The organism is Psychromonas ossibalaenae ATCC BAA-1528 (assembly GCF_000381745.1).
Classification (GTDB): domain Bacteria; phylum Pseudomonadota; class Gammaproteobacteria; order Enterobacterales; family Psychromonadaceae; genus Psychromonas; species Psychromonas ossibalaenae.
Map to the genome: position 1 here is coordinate 101551 of NZ_KB906976.1, position 19014 is coordinate 120564.

The 19014-nt window shown below is 45.0% G+C and carries 18 protein-coding genes; 10 read left to right on the forward strand and 8 right to left on the reverse strand.

The features are described from left to right. Positions 1-65 precede the first annotated feature (65 nt). A complete protein-coding gene (locus G327_RS0107125; RefSeq protein ID WP_019614070.1) occupies positions 66-1016 on the reverse strand; it encodes a LysR family transcriptional regulator in 951 nt (316 codons plus the stop codon). 160 nt (positions 1017-1176) lie between these two features. Here G327_RS0107125 and G327_RS0107130 point away from each other — a divergent pair, with 160 nt between their 5' ends. Continuing rightward, the gene (locus tag G327_RS0107130; protein ID WP_019614071.1) at positions 1177-1701 is read left to right on the forward strand and encodes a MerR family transcriptional regulator; all 525 of its coding nucleotides are present in this window, start codon (positions 1177-1179) and stop codon (positions 1699-1701) included. A gap of 119 nt (positions 1702-1820) precedes the next feature. On the opposite strand, the gene G327_RS24145 is transcribed toward G327_RS0107130, so the two are convergent. Continuing rightward, entirely contained in the window at positions 1821-3353 is a 1533-nt protein-coding gene (locus tag G327_RS24145) for a hypothetical protein (protein ID WP_019614072.1), read from the reverse strand. Positions 3354-3521: 168 nt separating this feature from the next. Here G327_RS24145 and hutC point away from each other — a divergent pair, with 168 nt between their 5' ends. From hutC to hutH, 5 genes are all read left to right on the forward strand, one after another. Then, positions 3522-4226, forward strand: coding sequence for a histidine utilization transcriptional repressor HutC (hutC, locus tag G327_RS0107140; protein ID WP_019614073.1), 705 nt, complete (start codon positions 3522-3524; stop codon positions 4224-4226). Positions 4227-4396: 170 nt separating this feature from the next. Then, positions 4397-5608: an imidazolonepropionase gene (hutI, locus tag G327_RS0107145; RefSeq protein ID WP_019614074.1), complete on the forward strand. Its 1212-nt coding sequence runs from the start codon at positions 4397-4399 to the stop codon at positions 5606-5608. Further along, complete coding sequence (gene hutG, locus G327_RS24150) at positions 5601-6668, forward strand: formimidoylglutamase (protein WP_019614075.1); 1068 nt, start codon at positions 5601-5603, stop codon at positions 6666-6668. Before hutI ends, hutG begins: the two co-directional genes overlap by 8 nt. A gap of 11 nt (positions 6669-6679) precedes the next feature. Continuing rightward, entirely contained in the window at positions 6680-8356 is a 1677-nt protein-coding gene (gene hutU / locus G327_RS0107155) for a urocanate hydratase (protein WP_019614076.1), read from the forward strand. Positions 8357-8377: 21 nt separating this feature from the next. Continuing rightward, a complete protein-coding gene (gene hutH / locus G327_RS0107160; RefSeq protein ID WP_019614077.1) occupies positions 8378-9910 on the forward strand; it encodes a histidine ammonia-lyase in 1533 nt (510 codons plus the stop codon). 57 nt (positions 9911-9967) lie between these two features. Here hutH and G327_RS0107165 read toward each other — a convergent pair whose 3' ends face one another. The 3 genes from G327_RS0107165 to G327_RS0107175 are packed head-to-tail and all read right to left on the reverse strand — an operon-like array spanning position 9968 to position 11655. Continuing rightward, entirely contained in the window at positions 9968-10657 is a 690-nt protein-coding gene (locus G327_RS0107165) for a hypothetical protein (RefSeq protein WP_019614078.1), read from the reverse strand. A 35-nt stretch (positions 10658-10692) separates the two neighbouring features. Then, on the reverse strand, positions 10693-10941 hold the full coding sequence (locus G327_RS0107170; protein ID WP_019614079.1) for a DUF2960 domain-containing protein: 249 nt from the start codon (positions 10939-10941) through the stop codon (positions 10693-10695). Between the two features lie 51 nt (positions 10942-10992). Then, on the reverse strand, positions 10993-11655 hold the full coding sequence (locus tag G327_RS0107175) for an alpha/beta hydrolase (RefSeq protein WP_019614080.1): 663 nt from the start codon (positions 11653-11655) through the stop codon (positions 10993-10995). Positions 11656-11990: 335 nt separating this feature from the next. On the opposite strand from G327_RS0107175, the gene G327_RS0107180 reads away from it, so the two are divergent. Next, positions 11991-12731, forward strand: coding sequence for a hypothetical protein (locus G327_RS0107180; protein WP_019614081.1), 741 nt, complete (start codon positions 11991-11993; stop codon positions 12729-12731). A 55-nt stretch (positions 12732-12786) separates the two neighbouring features. On the opposite strand, the gene G327_RS0107185 is transcribed toward G327_RS0107180, so the two are convergent. The 3 genes from G327_RS0107185 to G327_RS0107195 all read right to left on the reverse strand — a co-directional run bounded on the left by G327_RS0107185 (position 12787) and on the right by G327_RS0107195 (position 14185). After that, positions 12787-13383, reverse strand: a complete 597-nt coding sequence (locus G327_RS0107185) for a hypothetical protein (RefSeq protein ID WP_019614082.1) — start codon at positions 13381-13383, stop codon at positions 12787-12789. A 166-nt stretch (positions 13384-13549) separates the two neighbouring features. Beyond that, positions 13550-13846 (reverse strand): Dabb family protein, encoded by a 297-nt coding sequence (locus G327_RS0107190; RefSeq protein WP_019614083.1) that lies wholly within the window; start codon positions 13844-13846, stop codon positions 13550-13552. A gap of 30 nt (positions 13847-13876) precedes the next feature. Further along, positions 13877-14185 carry a hypothetical protein gene (locus G327_RS0107195; protein WP_019614084.1) on the reverse strand — a complete coding sequence of 103 codons (309 nt, stop codon included), beginning with the start codon at positions 14183-14185 and terminating at the stop codon, positions 13877-13879. 671 nt (positions 14186-14856) lie between these two features. On the opposite strand from G327_RS0107195, the gene G327_RS0107200 reads away from it, so the two are divergent. From G327_RS0107200 to G327_RS0107215, 3 genes are all read left to right on the forward strand, one after another. Then, complete coding sequence (locus G327_RS0107200; RefSeq protein ID WP_019614085.1) at positions 14857-16227, forward strand: L-serine ammonia-lyase; 1371 nt, start codon at positions 14857-14859, stop codon at positions 16225-16227. 614 nt (positions 16228-16841) lie between these two features. Beyond that, positions 16842-18113: an aromatic amino acid transport family protein gene (locus G327_RS0107210; protein ID WP_051090294.1), complete on the forward strand. Its 1272-nt coding sequence runs from the start codon at positions 16842-16844 to the stop codon at positions 18111-18113. A 182-nt stretch (positions 18114-18295) separates the two neighbouring features. After that, on the forward strand, positions 18296-19014 hold a 719-nt coding region (locus tag G327_RS0107215; RefSeq protein WP_026339240.1), incomplete at its 3' end, for a sulfite exporter TauE/SafE family protein.

The window sequence follows — 19014 nt, forward strand, 5'->3', positions numbered from 1 at the left end:
TTCCCTCTGTTTAAACCATGTTTATATAATATGCCGGTCACTTTAACATACACTGTCCGATGCCGCTAACCTCCGCCCTGTACCGTCGGATCACAGCAGCACTTCAAGATCTGCTGATATAACCAGCGATGCGCAGGATCATTCATACTCGGCTGATGCCAGACTAGACTGTAAGCGATATTGCCGTAATTAAAAGGCAGCGCTTTAGCCACCAGTCCTTTTGCCTGAAAAGCACTTTTTGCCCAGCGCTGCGAACAGGTAAACAGCAGATCACTATGCTGACACATCACAGCCGCGCCGCCAAAATCAGGCACGGATACAACAACATTACGCTTTCTGTTCTGCTGGGCCAGCTGCATCTCAAAAAATGGAATATTCAGATCGCTGTCGGTAATCGCAATATGCCCGTGGCTCAGGTAGTCATCTAGATTAAATTGTGCATCTGTTTTAGCGGCCAGCGGATGTGCAGGATTCATCAGACAGACCATATGATCCTCAATTAAAGTTTCCCAGACCAGTTTATTATGAGTATCAGGCTGCTGACTGCCGTCATGAGGTAAAATGATAAAATCTAACCTGCCTTTGACTAACCCTTCAAAGCCGATACTGTCTTTTGAGCAGATATCCAGACGTATATTAGGTGCCTGAGCTAACACCTGTGCGATTAACTTTGTTGCAAATAATTCAAAGGTGCTTTCACGCATTGCTAAAGAAAAACGCCCGGTATATCGCGAGGGTTCAAAAGCCTCCTGAGTAATAATCTGATTCATATCATTAATTATCTGATGTACCGACGGGCCCAAACGCCTTGCCAGAGGCGTCGCTACCAGCTTATTGCCATGGCGATAAAAGAGCTCGTCATTTAAACTATCACGCAGCTGACTGAGAATTTTACTGACTGAAGAGGGACTGACGCATAAACGCTCCGCACTTGCCGTCACACTCAGGGTATCTAACATGATATGCAGAGTTATCAGGTGTTTCATGCTGATATGCGACAGTTTAATAAGATCCATAGTTTTCTCAGGTAACCAATAAAAGCAAAAGGTTAGCATAGTTTATTGGCAGACAGCCGTACATAACGCAGAATTTAAAATATCCTGAACGTTAATTATCTATTGACCCGTCTACAGGCGTAGGGTTGAAAATACAGACCGGTTAAAAAGAGAATCATTTATGTATACAGTTACTCAATTGGCTAAAAAATATCATCTATCACGCACGACTATTCTTTATTACGAACGTGCCGGTTTACTGCTGCCGAGCTGCCGCTCTGAAAACAGTTACCGCTGGTACGGTGATAAAGAAATTAAAAGACTCGAAGCAATCATTGCTTACCGCTCTTTTGGTGTCACCATAAATAACATGAAAACTCTGCTTGACCGAACAGACGATAAAACACAAGAGCATATTCTGCGCGGCCAGTTTAATTCTCTGGAGAAAGAGATCCAGAAACTGCGTCAGCAGCAGAAAGCAATTGTAATGCTGTTAGAACAGCCTACACAACAGGAGTACAACATGGTAAATAAACAACGCTGGGTAGAAATAATGCAGGCGGCCGGTCTTAATGAACAAGATATGCACAACTGGCACAAACAGTTTGAAAAGATGGAGCCGGATGCCCATCAGGAATTTCTCGAATCATTAAGTATTGACGGTGAGGAGATTAAAACAATCCGCAGCTGGTCAAAAGAAAAGTAGTCAAAAGTTTAAAAAGTAGTCAAAAGTTTAAAAAGTTAAAAAAGTTAAAAAAGTTAAAAAAGTTAAAACAACCGTGCCTTCAATGCTGAAGTGCACGGTTTTATCCGCAGCATTAAAGTTTAATTATCAGAATGACTGCCGGCATCGATTATTTCTGAATATTCACGCATAAATTTAATTAAACCCATTTCTACAATACTTACAGCAGTTTCTTCACCTTTAACTACGCGTACAAAGTGTACCTGATCCGGGTTATTAGGCTCAATAATTCCGTGTGCCAGTGCAATAATATATTTACCCATAGAGCGAATGATATATTGAGTAAAAGGATCATACTGGCTGCTTAAATTTACATCATAACCACCTCTGGCAAGCTGCTGTATATGTGCCTGAGGATAAGGATTTTCTACCTGATTCAGGGTGCGCATAAGAAAAGTGATCATTTCTTCATTTTCAATAAGCGGGGTATGGCGGCTGTTAAAAGCAAAGCGCTGGCTATAGACTTGCTGTTCCGCGAAATTGTCACTGCTGTGTAACTCTTCATCTGCAGCTGCTGTATAAAATACCTGCTCGCTGACAAATTCAGGTAACGGCTTTTGATATATTTTTTTAAGCTGATCAGGGTTACGGTGTAAATTATCCCAGGCAGATAATTGACTCATGGCGGATTTTTTACCACGGTTAAGCAGAGGATCATCCGCTAAGGGATCGTTAATAGTCACCACCAGCTTAACCTTATTTTCCGGCACACTTTTTTGATAGTGATTTACAGCCTGCCGGACAATAACAGCACCAGCCCGGTGAGCAACAACAATCAGAGGCGTATCTCCCTTGGCAATAATCGTTCCGGATAAATAAATTTTATAAAACAGCGCAGCCAGCTGATCCAAATAAACGCCGGAAGGATAATAAAAAAACCACGGCTGATAGCGCTGCCTGTCCAGGTGATTGATAATATGCGCAAAGGTCTTGGCTGTTTCTCCCGTTCCATGAACAAATATGACCGGTATTTTATAAATTGACTCTTCTTCAAGGGCATAAAACAACCCCGAGGCAATGTCCATAAAAGCAGCCGGATTATAGATACCTAACGTGGCAATTTCCTGCTCAAAAATGAGATCGTCCAGGCTGCGGATACTGCCGCTTGGAAAGAAAAGCGACTCCGGTATTTGCGGTACCATCATACTCAGCGGCCGCTCGCTCGTATAACCTGCAGTTAAATGGATATCAACATGGGTCTGCACCCTTTTCTGAAAATTACTTCTGCTTAATACTATTTCTCTCTGACCAACAGCCTCGGATTGAGTCAGCAGGCCGTCAGCATTAATATCGGCATATATGACAATCGTATAATGTCCTTCAGGAAGTTCCAGACCAAAATCACTGCGGCCGGCTTTAAAGAACATGCTGTCAGCATACTGCTCAGCGGCAAACTTATCAGAGTATGCGACCGCCGCTTTTGCCAGCTTAGCGTAATCACCGTTCTGATCCAGGATCCTGCCGAATACCAGAAAGTTTTCCGAATCAATAATATTTTCATGATGCTGCGAGACGCGGACAGCCTCAACGACTGACTCTTTCGAAGAAGAGCAGCAGGCAAGAAATATAAGTGCTGACAATAACAAAACGGGCTGTCTAATTTTCAGCTGCATTTTATTCATCCTGTCCATAGGGATATGCTCAATCACTTAAATAGTAGCACTTGTTGCAAGACCTGATAGCAAACGCTAGTCAGTAAATATCCAAGACTTGCTTTATTCGCTTAACTGAGCGATCATTTGTATAGTCAATTACCACAAACTTTTACCTTAGGCAGACTGATGAATAAATCTCCACGTTACATACAAATTCGAGACTTTATCAATGAAAAAATCAGCTCCAATGTCTGGACACCCGGTACAAAAATACCCACTGAAATTGAATTAACCAGACAGTTTGCTGTAAGCCGTATGACAGTTAATAAAGCCATACGCGATCTGGTAACCGCCGGGTTATTAGAAAGAACGCCGCGTTTGGGCACTTTTGTATGCACCAGAAAAGTCGACTCTCCGCTAAGTGATATTCGTAATATCGCCGATGAAATCCAGCAGCGCGGCAAAGTCTACAGCAGCCGAATATTAACGCAGGCCACAGTAAAAGCCGATAATGACATAGCAACACGCTTAGGTGTTAAGATTAACACAAACATTTACTTTAGCGAAATCATACACATGGAAGATGGTGTACCGCTACAGATGGAGCTGCGCTGGGTTAATCCGGAATTTGCACCGAATTATATCAGCCAGGATTTCAGTCAGGCGACACCCAATGAATACCTGACTAAAAACTGCCCGCTGAGCTCCATTGAACATACCGTTGAAGCCGTACTGCCCAGCGCACACATTCAGAAGCAATTAAATTTAAGCAGCGCCGCTGCCTGTCTACTGCTTCACCGCAGAACCTGGAGTGCAGAAAATCTGATCAGTGTTGCGCTGCTGTATCACCCTGGTGATAAATATAAACTAAGCCTTACTACTCAGGTTTAAATACTTTTTCAGTGTAGTTTGTCTAGCCTGTTATTCTCTGTTTTTTGTCTTTCCTGTAAACTTTTGCGGCTGTCAAAACGAAGCTGATCACAATTTCTTAACATATCACTTGTGCTTTGTTGGTATATCATTTATTTAATTGTATATACATTTAAACAAGTGAGAATCTTATGAATTTACTGCTGATAAATGCCTCTATTGTAACCATGGAAACTGGCGATTCAGGTTACCAGATTCAACAGGATCAGTTTATCGTGCTCAGCAGCGGTAAAATTTCTCAAATAGGATCAATGCAGGATCTGCCGGACAGTGTATTCGATCATATATTGGACTGCAGCAGTAAGCTGATTACTCCTGGCCTTATAGACTGCCATACTCACCTGATCTTTGCCGGTAATCGTGCCGGCGAATTTGAACAGCGCTTAAACGGCGCCACCTATCAAGAGATTGCCCGTGGCGGCGGCGGTATTATGGCAACGGTACATGCTACCCGCGAGGCCTCTGAACAGGAACTTATTGAAAAAGCCCTGAAGCGTTTATCCGGGTTAATTCGAGACGGCGTCACTACCGTCGAAATCAAATCTGGTTACGGCTTAACACTTGCGAGTGAACTAAAAATGCTCCGGGCGGCTAAACAACTTGAGCTGTACGCCGACATAAAAGTCAGCACCACCCTGCTGGCGGCGCATGCAGTACCGCCTGAGTATATTAGTGATGCCGACAGTTATATTGATTATATCTGCGCTTCTATTATTCCAGCGGCGGTGGAAGCGCAGTTAGTGGATTATGTTGATGTTTTCTGCGAAGGCATAGGGTTTAATTTAGCGCAGAGCAAACGTGTATTCAGCAGTGCTTTAAAATACGGTTTAGGCATTAAAGGTCATACCGAACAGTTAAGCAATCTAGGCGGCAGCATCTTAGCCGCTGAAATGGGGGCATCCTCAGTTGATCATATTGAATATCTGGATCAGAAAGGCGTCGAAGCACTGGCTGCAAACGGCACAGTAGCCACCCTGCTGCCGGGCGCTTTTTATTTTTTACGCGAAACCCACCTGCCGCCGATAGATCTGCTGCGAAAATACAAGGTACCCATGGCATTAGCTACGGACTTTAATCCCGGTACCTCACCGATAGCCTCTATAGCCATGATCATGAATATGGGCTGTACGCTGTTTAACTTAACGCCTCAGGAAACACTGCGCGGCGTTACCTGTAATGCAGCCAAAGCACTCGGGTTAGAAAAGCAGCGCGGACAGATAAAAGTCGGCTTTGATGCGGATCTGTGCCTATGGAACATTGACCACCCGGCACAGCTTAGCTACGAAATCGGCACCCCTTTATTAGATCTGCGCATTATTAATGGAGAGATCTGTAATGACTGACACGAATACAACTAAGCATTTATATCAGCCCACCAGCCCTAACCTCTGGCAGGGACGCATTGACCACGAAGACGGTGAAGCCGGCAGACGCTTTCACCAGATGGTCAAAGTGATTAATGATGATCGGACACCTAATGCCCATCCTCCGGGTATGGTCATACTTGGTTTCTGCTGCGATCAAGGTGTAGTGCGCAATAAAGGCCGTATCGGTGCGGCGCGTGCGCCGGATCTGATCCGCAAAGTATTAGCGAATACTGCCTGGCATCACAACAATCAGGTCCCGCTTTATGACGGCGGCAATATTCTCTGTCAGGATCATGATCTGGCCGGCAGTCAGAAAGAACTGGCAGATCATATTGGCACTGCACTTGAGCAGCAGAATAAAGTATTAATCCTCGGCGGCGGACACGAAACAGCATGGGCTTCTTTCCAAGGATTGGCTAGACATCTGCACAGACAAGTCAAAACACCTAAAATCGGTATTATCAATTTTGATGCGCATTTTGATCTGCGCAGTTACTCAAAAGATGATAATCACTATCCAAGCAGTTCCGGTACTCCGTTTAGGCAGATAGCTGATCACTGTCAGCTGTTAGGCTGGCCTTTTCAATACGCCTGTCTGGGAGTCAGTCGTGCGAGTAATACCCAGGCATTATTTAACTGCGCTGAGCAGCTGCAGGTTTTCTACCGCGAAGATCATCAGCTGGTCACTCAGCAGCTGGATAAACGCTTTGCTGAACTGCAGCAGTTTATCGACAACTGCGATCACCTCTATCTGACCATAGATATGGATGTTTTCCCTGCTTCTGCAGCCCCGGGTGTCAGCGCACCGGCAGCCAGAGGCGTGTCCATTGAAATAATTGAAAGCCTGCTTCAGCCGATTTTAAATGCTAAAAATGCAGCCGGTGAAAGCAAGCTTCTGCTCGCAGATTTAACTGAATATAACCCCAACTTTGATATCGACAGCCAGACGGCACGCCTTGCTGCCCGCCTTGCCTGGCAGATATCTCACTCGATGCTTGATTCGTCCGTTTTACACAGCACTACTTCACCGGTCTAAAAGGAAGCACAATGAACAATAAACGTTTAGATACATCCCGCACAATTATTGCCCCGCAGGGCACAAAATTAAATGCCCGCTCCTGGTTAACTGAAGCGCCGCTGCGCATGCTGATGAACAATCTGCACCCCGATGTTGCTGAACATCCGCATGCGCTGGTTGTGTACGGCGGTATCGGCCGGGCTGCGCGGGACTGGCAGAGTTATGACAAAATTGTCGAAGTGCTTAAACGTTTAGGTGATGACGAGACTTTACTGGTGCAGTCCGGGAAACCTGTCGGTGTCTTTCCCACTCATAAAGATGCGCCGCGGGTGCTGATTGCCAACTCTAATTTAGTGCCGCACTGGGCGAACTGGGAACACTTTAATAAACTCGATAAACAAGGCTTGATGATGTACGGGCAGATGACTGCCGGATCCTGGATCTACATAGGTTCACAGGGCATAGTCCAGGGTACCTACGAGACTTTTGCAGCTATGGCGACTCAACACTTCAAGGGTAAAGCGCAGGGCCGCTGGATACTGACCGGCGGCTTAGGCGGTATGGGCGGTGCACAGCCGCTGGCAGCGACCATGGCTGGATTTTCCATGATTGCCGTTGAATGTGACGAATCACGTATCGATTACCGTTTACGCACCGGTTATGTGACACACAAAGCAGCCACGTTAGATCAGGCGCTGGCTATTATCGATACAGCAGTCAGCACCGGCAAACCCACCTCTGTCGGCCTGCTCGGCAATGCGGCAGACATCTACCCGGAGCTGGTTAAACGCGGCATCAGCCCGGATATCGTCACCGATCAGACCTCTGCACACGATCCCTTAAACGGTTACCTGCCGCAGGGCTGGACCATGGAGCAGGCGGCCGAGATGCGCCTTACAGATGAAGCGGCCGTAGTAAGCGCAGCTAAACAATCAATGGCGGTGCAGGTGCAGGCGATGCTGGATCTGCAGTCTTGCGGCTCGGCAACTGTTGATTACGGCAACAATATCCGTCAGATGGCATTTGAGCAGGGTATAAAAAATGCCTTTGATTTCCCGGGCTTTGTGCCGGCATATATCCGCCCGCTATTCTGTGAAGGCATCGGTCCGTTCCGCTGGGCCGCGCTTTCCGGGGATCCCGAAGATATTTACAAAACCGATCAGAAAGTCAAAGAGTTAATTCCGGACAACCCGCATCTGCATAACTGGTTAGATATGGCCCGTGAGCATATTCAGTTCCAGGGACTGCCGGCAAGAATCTGCTGGGTGGGCCTTAAAGACAGACAGCGTTTAGGTTTGGCTTTTAATGAAATGGTTAAAAGCGGCGAACTGAAAGCACCGATTGTAATCGGCCGAGACCATCTCGACTCAGGCTCAGTCGCCAGCCCGAACCGTGAAACAGAATCAATGAAAGACGGCTCAGATGCCGTCTCTGACTGGCCGCTGCTGAATGCATTATTAAATACCGCCAGCGGCGCAACCTGGGTCTCGCTGCACCACGGCGGCGGCGTAGGCATGGGATTTTCACAGCACTCCGGCATGGTAGTCGTCTGTGACGGCAGTGATGATGCGCATCGCCGTATTGGACGTGTATTAAGAAACGATCCGGCCACCGGTGTAATGCGCCATGCCGATGCAGGTTATGATATTGCTAAACAGTGCGCACGTGATGAGAAGTTAGATTTACCTATGTTAGATGCTGAATAACCAGCTGATTTGGAGAAATTGATGGTCGAATTAAATATAAAACCCGGGTTTTTAACACTTGCAGAGCTTCGTCAGATCAGCCGTACGCCGGTAAAATTGAGCTTAGATCCATCCTGTATTGAAGCTGTTAACGCCAGCACAGAAATTGTTAATCAGGTCATTGCTGAAAACCGCGTCGCTTACGGCATTAATACCGGTTTCGGGTTATTAGCCAATACCCGGATTGCACCGGAAGATCTGGAAACCCTGCAGCGCAGCATTGTGCTTTCCCACGCTGCCGGCATTGGTGAATTCATGAATGATGAAACCGTGCGTCTGATGATGGTGCTGAAAATTAATAGTCTGGCACGCGGTTTTTCCGGTATCCGCTTAGCTGTGATTGAAGCTTTAATACAGCTGGTTAATGCCCAGGTTTACCCCTGTGTTCCCAAAAAAGGCTCGGTAGGCGCTTCCGGGGATCTAGCACCGCTTGCACATATGAGCACCATACTGCTCGGCGAAGGTGAAGCCCGTTATCAGGGCAAAGTTATCTCCGGACAGTTAGCGCTGGAAATTGCCGGACTACAGGCTGTGACACTGGCCCCCAAAGAAGGTCTGGCGCTGCTTAACGGTACGCAGGCTTCCTGTGCATTTGGTCTTGAAGGCCTGTTTGCCGCTGAAGATCTGTTTGCATCGGCATCACTTTGCGGCGCAATGACAGTGGAAGCGGCACTCGGCAGCCGCCGTCCTTTTGATCCGCGCGTGCATCAGGTTCGCGGCCATCAGTCGCAGATCGATGCGGCCCTTGTTTATCGTCATATTCTGGATAAAGCCAGTGAACTGGGTGAGTCGCATACTAAATGTGAAAAAGTACAGGATCCCTACTCGCTGCGCTGTCAGCCTCAGGTGATGGGCGCCTGCCTGCAGCAGATCCGTAATTCAGCAGCCATTTTTGAAATAGAAGCAAACTCAGTATCCGATAACCCGCTGGTTTTTGCCGATGACGGCGATATTATTTCCGCAGGTAATTTCCACGCAGAGCCGATTGCGATGGCCAGTGACAATTTAGCCTTAGCAATTGCAGAAATCGGCAGTTTATCGGAGCGCAGAATGGCGTTATTAATTGACAGCGGCTTAAGTAAACTTCCTCCATTTTTAGTTAATAACGGCGGTGTTAATTCCGGTTTTATGATTGCACAGGTAACAGCGGCAGCGCTTGCCAGTGAAAATAAATCTCTTGCACATCCGGCAAGTGTTGACAGCTTACCGACCTCAGCTAATCAGGAAGATCATGTTTCCATGGCAACCTTTGCCGGAAGACGGTTAAAAGATATGGCGGAGAATACGCGAGGCATATTAGCAGTTGAGCTGTTAGCCGCAGCTCAAGGTCTGGATTTCAGAGCACCGCTGAAATCATCGGGGCAGATTGAACAGGCAAAAGCCGAGCTGCGCGGACGAGTTGATTTTTACGATAAAGACCGCTATTTTGCACCGGATATCGCCAAAGCCAATCAGCTTATTTTAGAAGCATCACATAACAAGCTGATGCCGGAAAATATTCTACCGAGTTTATAAACTCCAGATAATTACAGCGCGCAAAAAAGATGCTTATATTAAGCATCTTTTTTTCTTTTAAACCGTTGAAAATTTATCTTCCAGCTCATGCCAGTCAATATCACACCAGGAATCAGGCTTCGGCCACAAATCAGGTGCAATAGTTAAAGCAAATGTGGCGCACGACGTGATAACAGCTCCGGAAAAATGCTGTTCTATATAATAACCGCTGTCAGGTGCACGGCTTATCTGTAAGGAACGTTTAACAACGAAACTGCTTCCCTTTTCCGTCTGACTTTCATAATCGTATACAACCAGTACTTTGTTATCGGACATATGTAAAAAATAAATAAGTCCGCCGTACTGCGGTTCTTTAAAGCATTTAACCTCTGCAACGTGATAGTGTTCATCAACCACCACCCCGCCCGCTTTATCTCTTAACAAAGCAGCACGATGATCCGGCCACTGCTGCAGCCATTTCAGGGTTACTGATAGAGCATAAACAGCGCAGATAAATACACCGCTGTACTTAATCCACAATCCGTAACCGCTGTTAAGGCCTATCTCTAAGGTGGAAAACAGCCCGACAGCCCAGGTCAGTACCAGCCAGAGAAGTCCAAAAGCCAGCATCGACAGCAGCCAGAAAACCGCAGTATTGAGCGCAGCTTTTAATAAACGCCTGCGGCCGCTGGGCATGGACTGCAGTAAACTGTTTATAAACTCACTTTCCGATGCATTCATTTTACGTGTTACAGCTGTTTCACTCATATTTTTCAGCTCTTTCTCCAGAGTGTCACTATCGATTATTTTTCTTCGTCACGTACAAATTTAATCTCACCAAATCCCATATTAGTAAATTCAGTTTTACGATGGTTTTTCATTATACCCTGTCCACGGCAGCTCATTGCCAGCTGTTTTTCCATTGCTAAGAAGCTGGTTAAATCAATGCCTTCAGCAGCTGCAGCCGCTTCATACATATCGTGATATTCATTAAACGAAAATTGAATCGTCTTGCGCTGTTTTTTATATACGTAAGTTACTTGTCTTGCCATTTTTAAACCCTGTTTTGTTGTCTATCTTTGGTGTTTTATTGTGTTGTTTTATTATTCTGCTAAACGTATTTCTAACCAGGCGGCTATGTCCGCTATCTGCTCTGCGCAGACAGCGTGCTCCATCGCATAACTTTTATATTCCGGTGTAAAACCGGCTGCCTGTAAGGCCTGAACGGCCCGCTCGCCTAACAATGAACTGACCACGGAATCTTCACTGCCGTGCATCACTGCGATGTTAATTCTTTTATTTGTTTCATTAATACAGATAGTATCTTTAGTAGCAAAATAAGTCGACAGCGCCAGCAGTCCCGCTAACGGTTTGTTATAAGTTAAAGCAGCATGATAAGCAACAGCACCGCCCTGCGAAAACCCCGCGAGGATGATACGTTCAGGTTTTATGCCGCGCTCAATTTCACGATCAATTAACTTCTGTACGGCCTCTGCCGATGCTGTTAACTGTTTAATATCTACTTTACGGTCAATACTTAAATCAGCAACATCGTACCAGGCCGGCATAATCAGGCCGCCGTTAATCGTCACGGGAATGCTTGGCGAATGCGGAAAGATAAAACGTACCGGCATATTCGACGGTAATCCCAGTTCAGGAACAAGTGCTTCAAAATCATGACCGTCAGCACCAAGGCCATGTAACCAGATTACCGATGCAGTCGCCGCTGTTGACGGCTCCACTTCCACGCAAGGTAAGTAATTCATATTCAAATGCTCTCTACATGAAGTAAAAGATCCCGTGCTTATACCGGGAGTAACAGGCGGCTATCTTAACACAGCGGCTGTTAAGCTGATAAAACAAAATGCACTAAGTCCAGCCGTACTTTTCAACAGCCACATGTAAAAAAACTGCGTACAACCCCCCTTTAAAAAACACCGAACAATGTTTCACTTCACAGTAAGGTGTAACTAAATGTAAATATCAACCTGCAGGCTCTATTAAGCGATATAACTAGGCGGGTTAAACTTTGCTGGATATACAGCAGATCTTGACAGCTCAATTACCCTTGAATAACTAAATTTAATCATGAGGAATCATTTTGAAAAATAATAAACTTAAGTCTCTTGTACTGGCGGCAGCGGTAACATGTTCATCTGCCTTTGCTGCATCTGATGTCATTACAGATGAGCAGTTACAAAGTGCTATTGAAGCACGTCTGAGCGAGCAGCTTAAAAATAAAGAAGTGGCAGCTTATACTGCAGAATTTCTGATGAATGAAGTATTAACCTGGAAAGGTGAGCCGCTGGCTGTTAATCAGGCAGACTCAATTTTAGCCTATGCGTTTGGTAACCGCTTATCTGCCAATGGTAATCAAACACCGGGCCCGATGAATGAAGCGTTAGCGGATGTTGTTGTGGATCTGCATAAAGAAACCGGTAAACCCGTTTATGCACAGTGGGAAATAGCCCAGTCTATTGGTGATCGTATTGCGCCTGAATTTATCACCTCTATCAATCCGTTAATTGCAGAAGATGGAACTATCATTTACTTAAGTACAACAGGTGTTGCAGAGGAAGTTATTAAACAGGCGGGCGGCGCTGATAAATTAGGCAAAACCCTGGTCGTTGGTTTTTACGAGCACAGCTTACGTACCATTACTACTTCTCGGGAGGCCGGCATCGACGCTTATGCTCCACAGGATGTGGCCCTTCCCCATGATTACGACCCGCAGTCAGGACAAGCCTGGACTCGTGATGCATTAACCTTCGTAATGCATGAAATTCGTAACCGGGCAACTAACAAGCGAACTCAACTGATCAACGAAAAATTACAAAACTAGCTTTTACTAAACAATCAATCATAAAAGCCGTCCCAGACGGCTTTTTTCTTGAGCATTAACAGTGAACATCCTTGTCTGCCACCGCGTTCATCTTTTTCTTAAAAAGCGCTCTCTGGCTGCTGTTGTGCGGATCTCTTAACAGCTCCAGGTAATCTTCAAGGTCAGCCTTAAGGCTCTGATGAACGGCATTATAGTTAACTGTATCTCCCTCACTGCAGCGGTCATAGAGCTCACCGCTTGAACAGACCCGGGCTGTACTTTGAATCTCGGCCTGATGTAAAATGCCGCAGCGGAATTCAATATAGAAATCATTACACTGCTTCGGTGTACTGAAAAACGGCGAAAATCGCGGACTGTCACGAAGAAAACGCATAAACACCCTTTGCGACTTACGGTTAGTATCGGCAAGCCCCTCTTTAAATGCCTGCAGCGTTTCCATCAGCAGCAGATCCACGGCAAGAATAGTAAAACCAAAATTCATCTGCTTAGGTTCAAGGCTGTTTTCAATTTCAATCAGGGCGTCTACGGGGTAAATATAGCGGGCATACAAGCGTCTTTTCAATACATCAACAGCCTGCAACCAGTGCTGTTCATTTTCATGAAGATCCAGAGTTTTCCAGTCGGCGGCGGTAAAGTCCGGTGCAATTTCCAATACGTCCCCTTATGCTAAAACACAGGCGCAACTGCGGCAGGCGGTGATTGACATACATAGAGTATAGCTGCTGACATAAATAACAGTGTTTACTGTCTCAGCGCGGTGGAAACATGGCTGTTTACCGTAATTATTGAATTCATACCTAGGCTGTTTTCAGCTAAATTTAAAGACTGTAATCCAGTACAATAATCTCATCGAGCACACTGCGGAAAATAACTTTTAAAGCTTCATGCTCCGGATGCAGCAGATAATTATCCCGCCCGTTGTGATCTGCAAAGGTCATCAAAATACAGTGGGTAAAACCTTGATTTTTATTTTCCGGACTGTCGTTTTCTCCCCACTCAACGGCGTCAACTCCCTGCACTTTTGACGGTATGGCGGCAAATGCAGCTTGTAACTCGGCAATAGCCTGAGGCTGTGCATCTTCTTTGAAACGCACCAGTAATACATGACGGATCATATCTCTTCCTTATAGTGGCTTAGCGACATTTTAATCAGCTTGCTTTCCAGCAAGACTCGGTCCGACACACTCAATAAAAGGGCCAAGTTGTTTAAAGGCTTTTTCCTGTTCCTGCTCTGAGGGCATATATTCAGGCGCCCAGTCGATCGAAAAACTGCCGTTAACAGCTATTTTCTCCATCCGGGTATCAATATCATAATCAATAGATACCTGATATTTTTTCCCCGCAGGCAGCAGTGAAGCACAGTCTGTTACCTGAGCGTTAAATCCTTGAGAGGCCTGAACAGCAGTAACTGCAAAAGCACAGAGTAGTGTGACAAATGTTTTTAAGACTTTCATATAGGTTCCATACAAATCGTAGAGGTTGACTGATAAACTACCATGGCCTGATTATAAAAAACAATAATATCATTTACATAGTACAAAAAATTACTCGTGAAAATAACTGTTTCTCATTCCTCGCAAACCGCTGCAGACTTAACGGCAGGCATAGATATACAGCTCCGCGCCGACAACAAAGAACAAGACTCCCTTTTCCATCATAAAAACAGCCTGCCTCTATCCTGGAAACCAGAAGCGCACAGAAAAAAGGTTACACATAAAACCTACTCCAAATTATCACACTTACCCGCCGTCAAACAAGTAATCATCAAAGACATATAAACAGTTAGTAAAGACCCTTGGGCACTTCGTATTTTCACGCTTGAAATTGTACTTTTATTATTTAAACCTGCTCAACGAACGCACTGTGATTGCATTTTTGTTATCTGGCGCAGATATTTCGACTAAAATATTTATCGACACCAGCGGCAAGTTTGATAACATGTCGCCCGCTTCACTGACAGTGATAAAATGATTTATCAAACATCATGTTCGCCATTGAACAACAAGTAGTAGATATTAAAAAGTTCAAGCCGAACACAACCGTTTAAGAGTAATAAATGAATAAAAATTTCAGCCATACAGTAATTCCGACCAACCCCATTAAGACTTGTATATAGGAACACCTCATGCTTTCCATTTTTGATATCTATAAAATCGGTATTGGTCCGTCAAGTTCACATACTAATGGTCCAATGATTGCGGGTTATCAGTTTGCTTGTTCGATTAAAAACAAATTATCAACGCTTAAAGAGATAAAAGTCGATCTTCACGGTTCACTTGCACTTACCGGTAAAGGCCACCATACCGACAAAGCTGTTATTTTAGGTTTGTTAGGCTTCCAGCCTGAAACTATTAAAATCAGCAGCGCTAATAAGCTCTTTCAAGAAACAATCCGTTCACTGCAGCTCCCGGTCTTAAATGACAAGGTAGTTAACTTTGATTCTGCAAAACATATTGAATTTCATTCCGATAACCTGCCTCTTCACGAAAACGGCATGTCTATCAGCGCATTTGACAACAACGACCAGCTTATCGCATCAGAAACGTATTATTCTATCGGCGGTGGTTTTATTAAAACAGCGGCAGAATTAGAAAACGGTCCGACGGAAAATGAAATAAAACTGCCTTTTCCTTTTGATTCAGCAGAAGCGTTATTAACTAGTGCTGACACACAGGGATTAAGCATCGGTGCATTAATTCAAAAAAATGAACAGGCTTTCAGATCCTTAGGTGATATTGACAGTAAAGCAGACCAAATATGGAAAGTGATGTCCTTATGCCTGCAGCGCGGCCTGCAGACGGAGGGTATTCTTGAAGGCGGTTTAAATGTGACTCGTCGTGCGCCGGCACTACTTAAAACACTTGAAGCTAATGAAGCTGTGGACAGTGATCCAATGACGATTCTTGACTGGGTGAATTTATTTGCTTTTGCAGTTAGTGAAGAAAATGCAGCCGGCGGACAGGTGGTTACTTCTCCAACTAACGGCGCTGCCGGCGTTATTCCAGCCGTACTGATGTACTATCATAAATTTATCCGCGAATTAGATACCAAGCAGTTAAAAGACTTCTTAAGTGTTTCTGCAGCTATCGGCATGCTTTACAAAACCAATGCGTCTATTTCCGGTGCCGAAGTAGGCTGTCAGGGGGAAATCGGTGTTTCCTCTTCAATGGCGGCGGCCGGCTTAACAGCCATCCGCGGCGGCAGTAATGAGCAGATTTGTATTGCGGCTGAAATCGCTATGGAGCATTCATTAGGTATGACCTGTGATCCGATCGGCGGTTTAGTACAAGTCCCTTGTATTGAACGCAACGCGATGGGCGCAATGAAAGCAATTAATGCTTCTCGTATGGCGCTAAAAAGAAACAGCAAATCACTTATCTCATTAGATAAAGTGATTGCCACTATGTTCCAGACAGGGAAAGACATGAACAAAAAATACCGGGAAACATCATTAGGCGGCTTAGCTGTGATTCACCTGGCAGCGCCTTGTGAATAATTAACAGAATGAAAACCAGTCTGCCCGGCAGACTGGCTTTTCCGCGGCATCGAATCAACACTCAGCAGTACCTCAAACTATTCCGACTCCACAATTTTCCAATTCAGACAAAACAGCCTGTAATAATTCCTTTTTCTCATCAGAAAAAGGTTAACTTTTTAAGCTTCCGATAAAGCTATTTTCTGTATTTCTCTCATCTGCACAGTCAAAACAACAACGCACTGCGTGCATCACTTTTTAGCAGCAAAGTGCATAAACATGCAGAACACTTTTTTAACCTTTCAAACCCTGGCTTTTATTTTTATTGTTAGTTTACAATTGCTTTATATGCATCGAGAATTTTCTCAAAAAGCTTATGTTTGATTTCTCGCCTATTTGCTTAAAAACAAATCAGGCTTAATTCAGGATTCAAAAATATTTGAGAATCCCCCTTTTTTTAGCAGCAGAATCGAATATTGATCACTCTTTTATCCCTGCATTTATATACGCTGAGCGCTGAAATTATTTCATTCTGCAGTCGCTAAACGACGGCAGAATTCTTATTTATTCAACCCACAACAAGGGTGTAAACAGCACCTACAAAGGCAATTTTTATGCAAGACAAAGCAACTTTTATGCAGCAGAAAACGATGACAGGAGAAGTCAGCGAAACAAGCGTCCAGGGTTGGACGCGCCGGGATACAACTTGGATGCTGAGCCTCTTCGGCACAGCAGTTGGTGCCGGTATTTTGTTCCTTCCTATCAATGCCGGCATGGGTGGTTTCTGGCCGCTGGTAATGATGGCGATAATTATCGGTCCGATGACTTATTTAGCTCACCGTGGTCTGTCTCGTTTTGTCTGTTCATCAAGCAAACCCGGCAGTGACATTACCCATGTTGTTGAAGAACACTTTGGTATCGGAGCAGGTAAAGCAATTACTATACTGTATTTCTTTGCTATCTACCCTATCGTACTCATTTACGGTGTAGGTATCACTAATACAGTTGACAGTTTTATTGTTAATCAGCTCGGCATGGCTTCACCGCCGCGCTGGCTTCTATCTGGCGGCTTAATTCTAGCTATGATGGCAGTGATGGTTTCCGGTGAAAAACTAATGCTTAAAGTAACCCAGTTTCTGGTATACCCGCTGGTCGCTATTCTGGTATTTATGTCTATATACTTGATCCCGAGCTGGAAAACCGATGCGCTGATGCAGGTACCGGAAGCAGGTGATTTCTTAGGTACTGTGTGGCTGACTATTCCGGTGCTGGTTTTTGCCTTTAACCATTCACCGGCAGTATCACAGTTTTCAGTAGCACTGAAACGTGAACACGGCGGCAATGCCTCAAGAAAAGCCGATGTGATCCTGCGTAATACCAGCATGATGCTGGTTGGTTTCGTCATGCTGTTTGTATTCTCATGTGTACTTTCTTTAAGCCCGGCACAGCTGGCAGAATCTAAAGAACTGAACTTACCGATCCTGTCTTACTTAGCAAACGTTCACGCTAGCGGCTTTGTCAGCTACTTCGGTCCGATCATTGCGGTTATTGCGATTGTTTCCTCTTTCTTCGGCCACTACATGGGTGCAACTGAAGGCATGAAAGGCATTATTACCAAGCAGCTTCGCAGCAGTAATAAAGAAGTATCAGAGAAGAAAGTTGATAAGTTTATTCTTGGCTTTATGTTCTTCACTATCTGGGCTGTCGCTGTTATTAACCCGAGTATCTTAGGTATGATTGAAGCATTAGGCGGTCCGATTATCGCCGCTATTCTTTACCTTATGCCTATGTATGCTGTGTACAAAGTGCCAGCGCTAAGAGCTTACCGCGGACGTATCAGCAACTTCATCGTTATCACTGGCGGTGTATTAGCCATGACAGCAATTCTGTTCGGCATGATGAGCTGATTAATAACAGCTTAAAACAGCGTTAAAAAAGCCGCCGGTGTTTATCACCGCCGGCTTTTTTTGTGTCAAATACCATTCCCCCTAAATATTTGATCAATCTTACTGATCAAAATGCTTTTCATTTTTCTTTATTTGGTTATGCTCTCGCTATTCCCAGTAACTTGATTAATCGAGAAAATTCCGTGTTCGCAGTTATCGATCCAACTACATTATTATTAGCTTCCCTGATTATATTCTTAGGCTCGCTTACCCAAAGCCTGATTGGTTTCGGGCTGGCTGTTGTGGCCTCACCCCTGCTGTATATCGTGGATCCGCAGCTGGTGCCGGTTCCGGTGATCTTAATGGGATTTTCTATCGCTCTGTTAACTCTGTTTCGGGAGCGCAGAGAATTAAAATTTAACGGCATGCAGTACGCCCTGCTGGGGCGGATCCCCGGTGGCTTTATTGGTGTCGCTCTGCTGATGCTGGCACCGCAGCCGGTACTCGGCTTAGCGATTGCTATTATTGTCGGGGCAACGGTTATTCTCAGCTTTCTAAAATTTGATATCAGTATTAACCGCTTAAGTTTATTTATCGCCGGTGTATTGTCCGGCATATTCGCCAATATCGCCGCTATCGGCGGCCCGCCGATAGCCATTCTGCTGGCCGGTAAAGAGGCAAATCAGTTTCGCGCCACTCTTTCTGCATTTTTTATCTGCAGCTCTCTAATTTCACTAGCTATTTTAGCTGTGACAGGTTTTTTAAACATAACCCAGCTATGGCTGTCACTGATGCTGCTGCCGTCCATGGTTCTTGGTTACCTCGTTTCAGGTAAGCTGGTAGATCGTATTAACAAGCATCAAATCAAAACCTTAACACTGCTTCTGTGTGCTTTAAGTGCATTGATCTTAACGGTCAAATC

Bases quoted from the DNA above. Each gene is read 5' to 3' on its own strand.
- G327_RS0107125 (WP_019614070.1), bottom strand. From the start codon at position 1,016: ATGGATCTTATTAAACTGTCGCATATCAGCATGAAACACCTGATAACT.
- G327_RS0107130 (WP_019614071.1), top strand. From the start codon at position 1,177: ATGTATACAGTTACTCAATTGGCTAAAAAATATCATCTATCACGCACG.
- G327_RS24145 (WP_019614072.1), bottom strand. From the start codon at position 3,353: ATGCAGCTGAAAATTAGACAGCCCGTTTTGTTATTGTCAGCACTTATA.
- hutC (WP_019614073.1), top strand. From the start codon at position 3,522: ATGAATAAATCTCCACGTTACATACAAATTCGAGACTTTATCAATGAA.
- hutI (WP_019614074.1), top strand. From the start codon at position 4,397: ATGAATTTACTGCTGATAAATGCCTCTATTGTAACCATGGAAACTGGC.
- hutG (WP_019614075.1), top strand. From the start codon at position 5,601: ATGACTGACACGAATACAACTAAGCATTTATATCAGCCCACCAGCCCT.
- hutU (WP_019614076.1), top strand. From the start codon at position 6,680: ATGAACAATAAACGTTTAGATACATCCCGCACAATTATTGCCCCGCAG.
- hutH (WP_019614077.1), top strand. From the start codon at position 8,378: ATGGTCGAATTAAATATAAAACCCGGGTTTTTAACACTTGCAGAGCTT.
- G327_RS0107165 (WP_019614078.1), bottom strand. From the start codon at position 10,657: ATGAGTGAAACAGCTGTAACACGTAAAATGAATGCATCGGAAAGTGAG.
- G327_RS0107170 (WP_019614079.1), bottom strand. From the start codon at position 10,941: ATGGCAAGACAAGTAACTTACGTATATAAAAAACAGCGCAAGACGATT.
- G327_RS0107175 (WP_019614080.1), bottom strand. From the start codon at position 11,655: ATGAATTACTTACCTTGCGTGGAAGTGGAGCCGTCAACAGCGGCGACT.
- G327_RS0107190 (WP_019614083.1), bottom strand. From the start codon at position 13,846: ATGATCCGTCATGTATTACTGGTGCGTTTCAAAGAAGATGCACAGCCT.
- G327_RS0107195 (WP_019614084.1), bottom strand. From the start codon at position 14,185: ATGAAAGTCTTAAAAACATTTGTCACACTACTCTGTGCTTTTGCAGTT.
- G327_RS0107200 (WP_019614085.1), top strand. From the start codon at position 14,857: ATGCTTTCCATTTTTGATATCTATAAAATCGGTATTGGTCCGTCAAGT.
- G327_RS0107210 (WP_051090294.1), top strand. From the start codon at position 16,842: ATGCAGCAGAAAACGATGACAGGAGAAGTCAGCGAAACAAGCGTCCAG.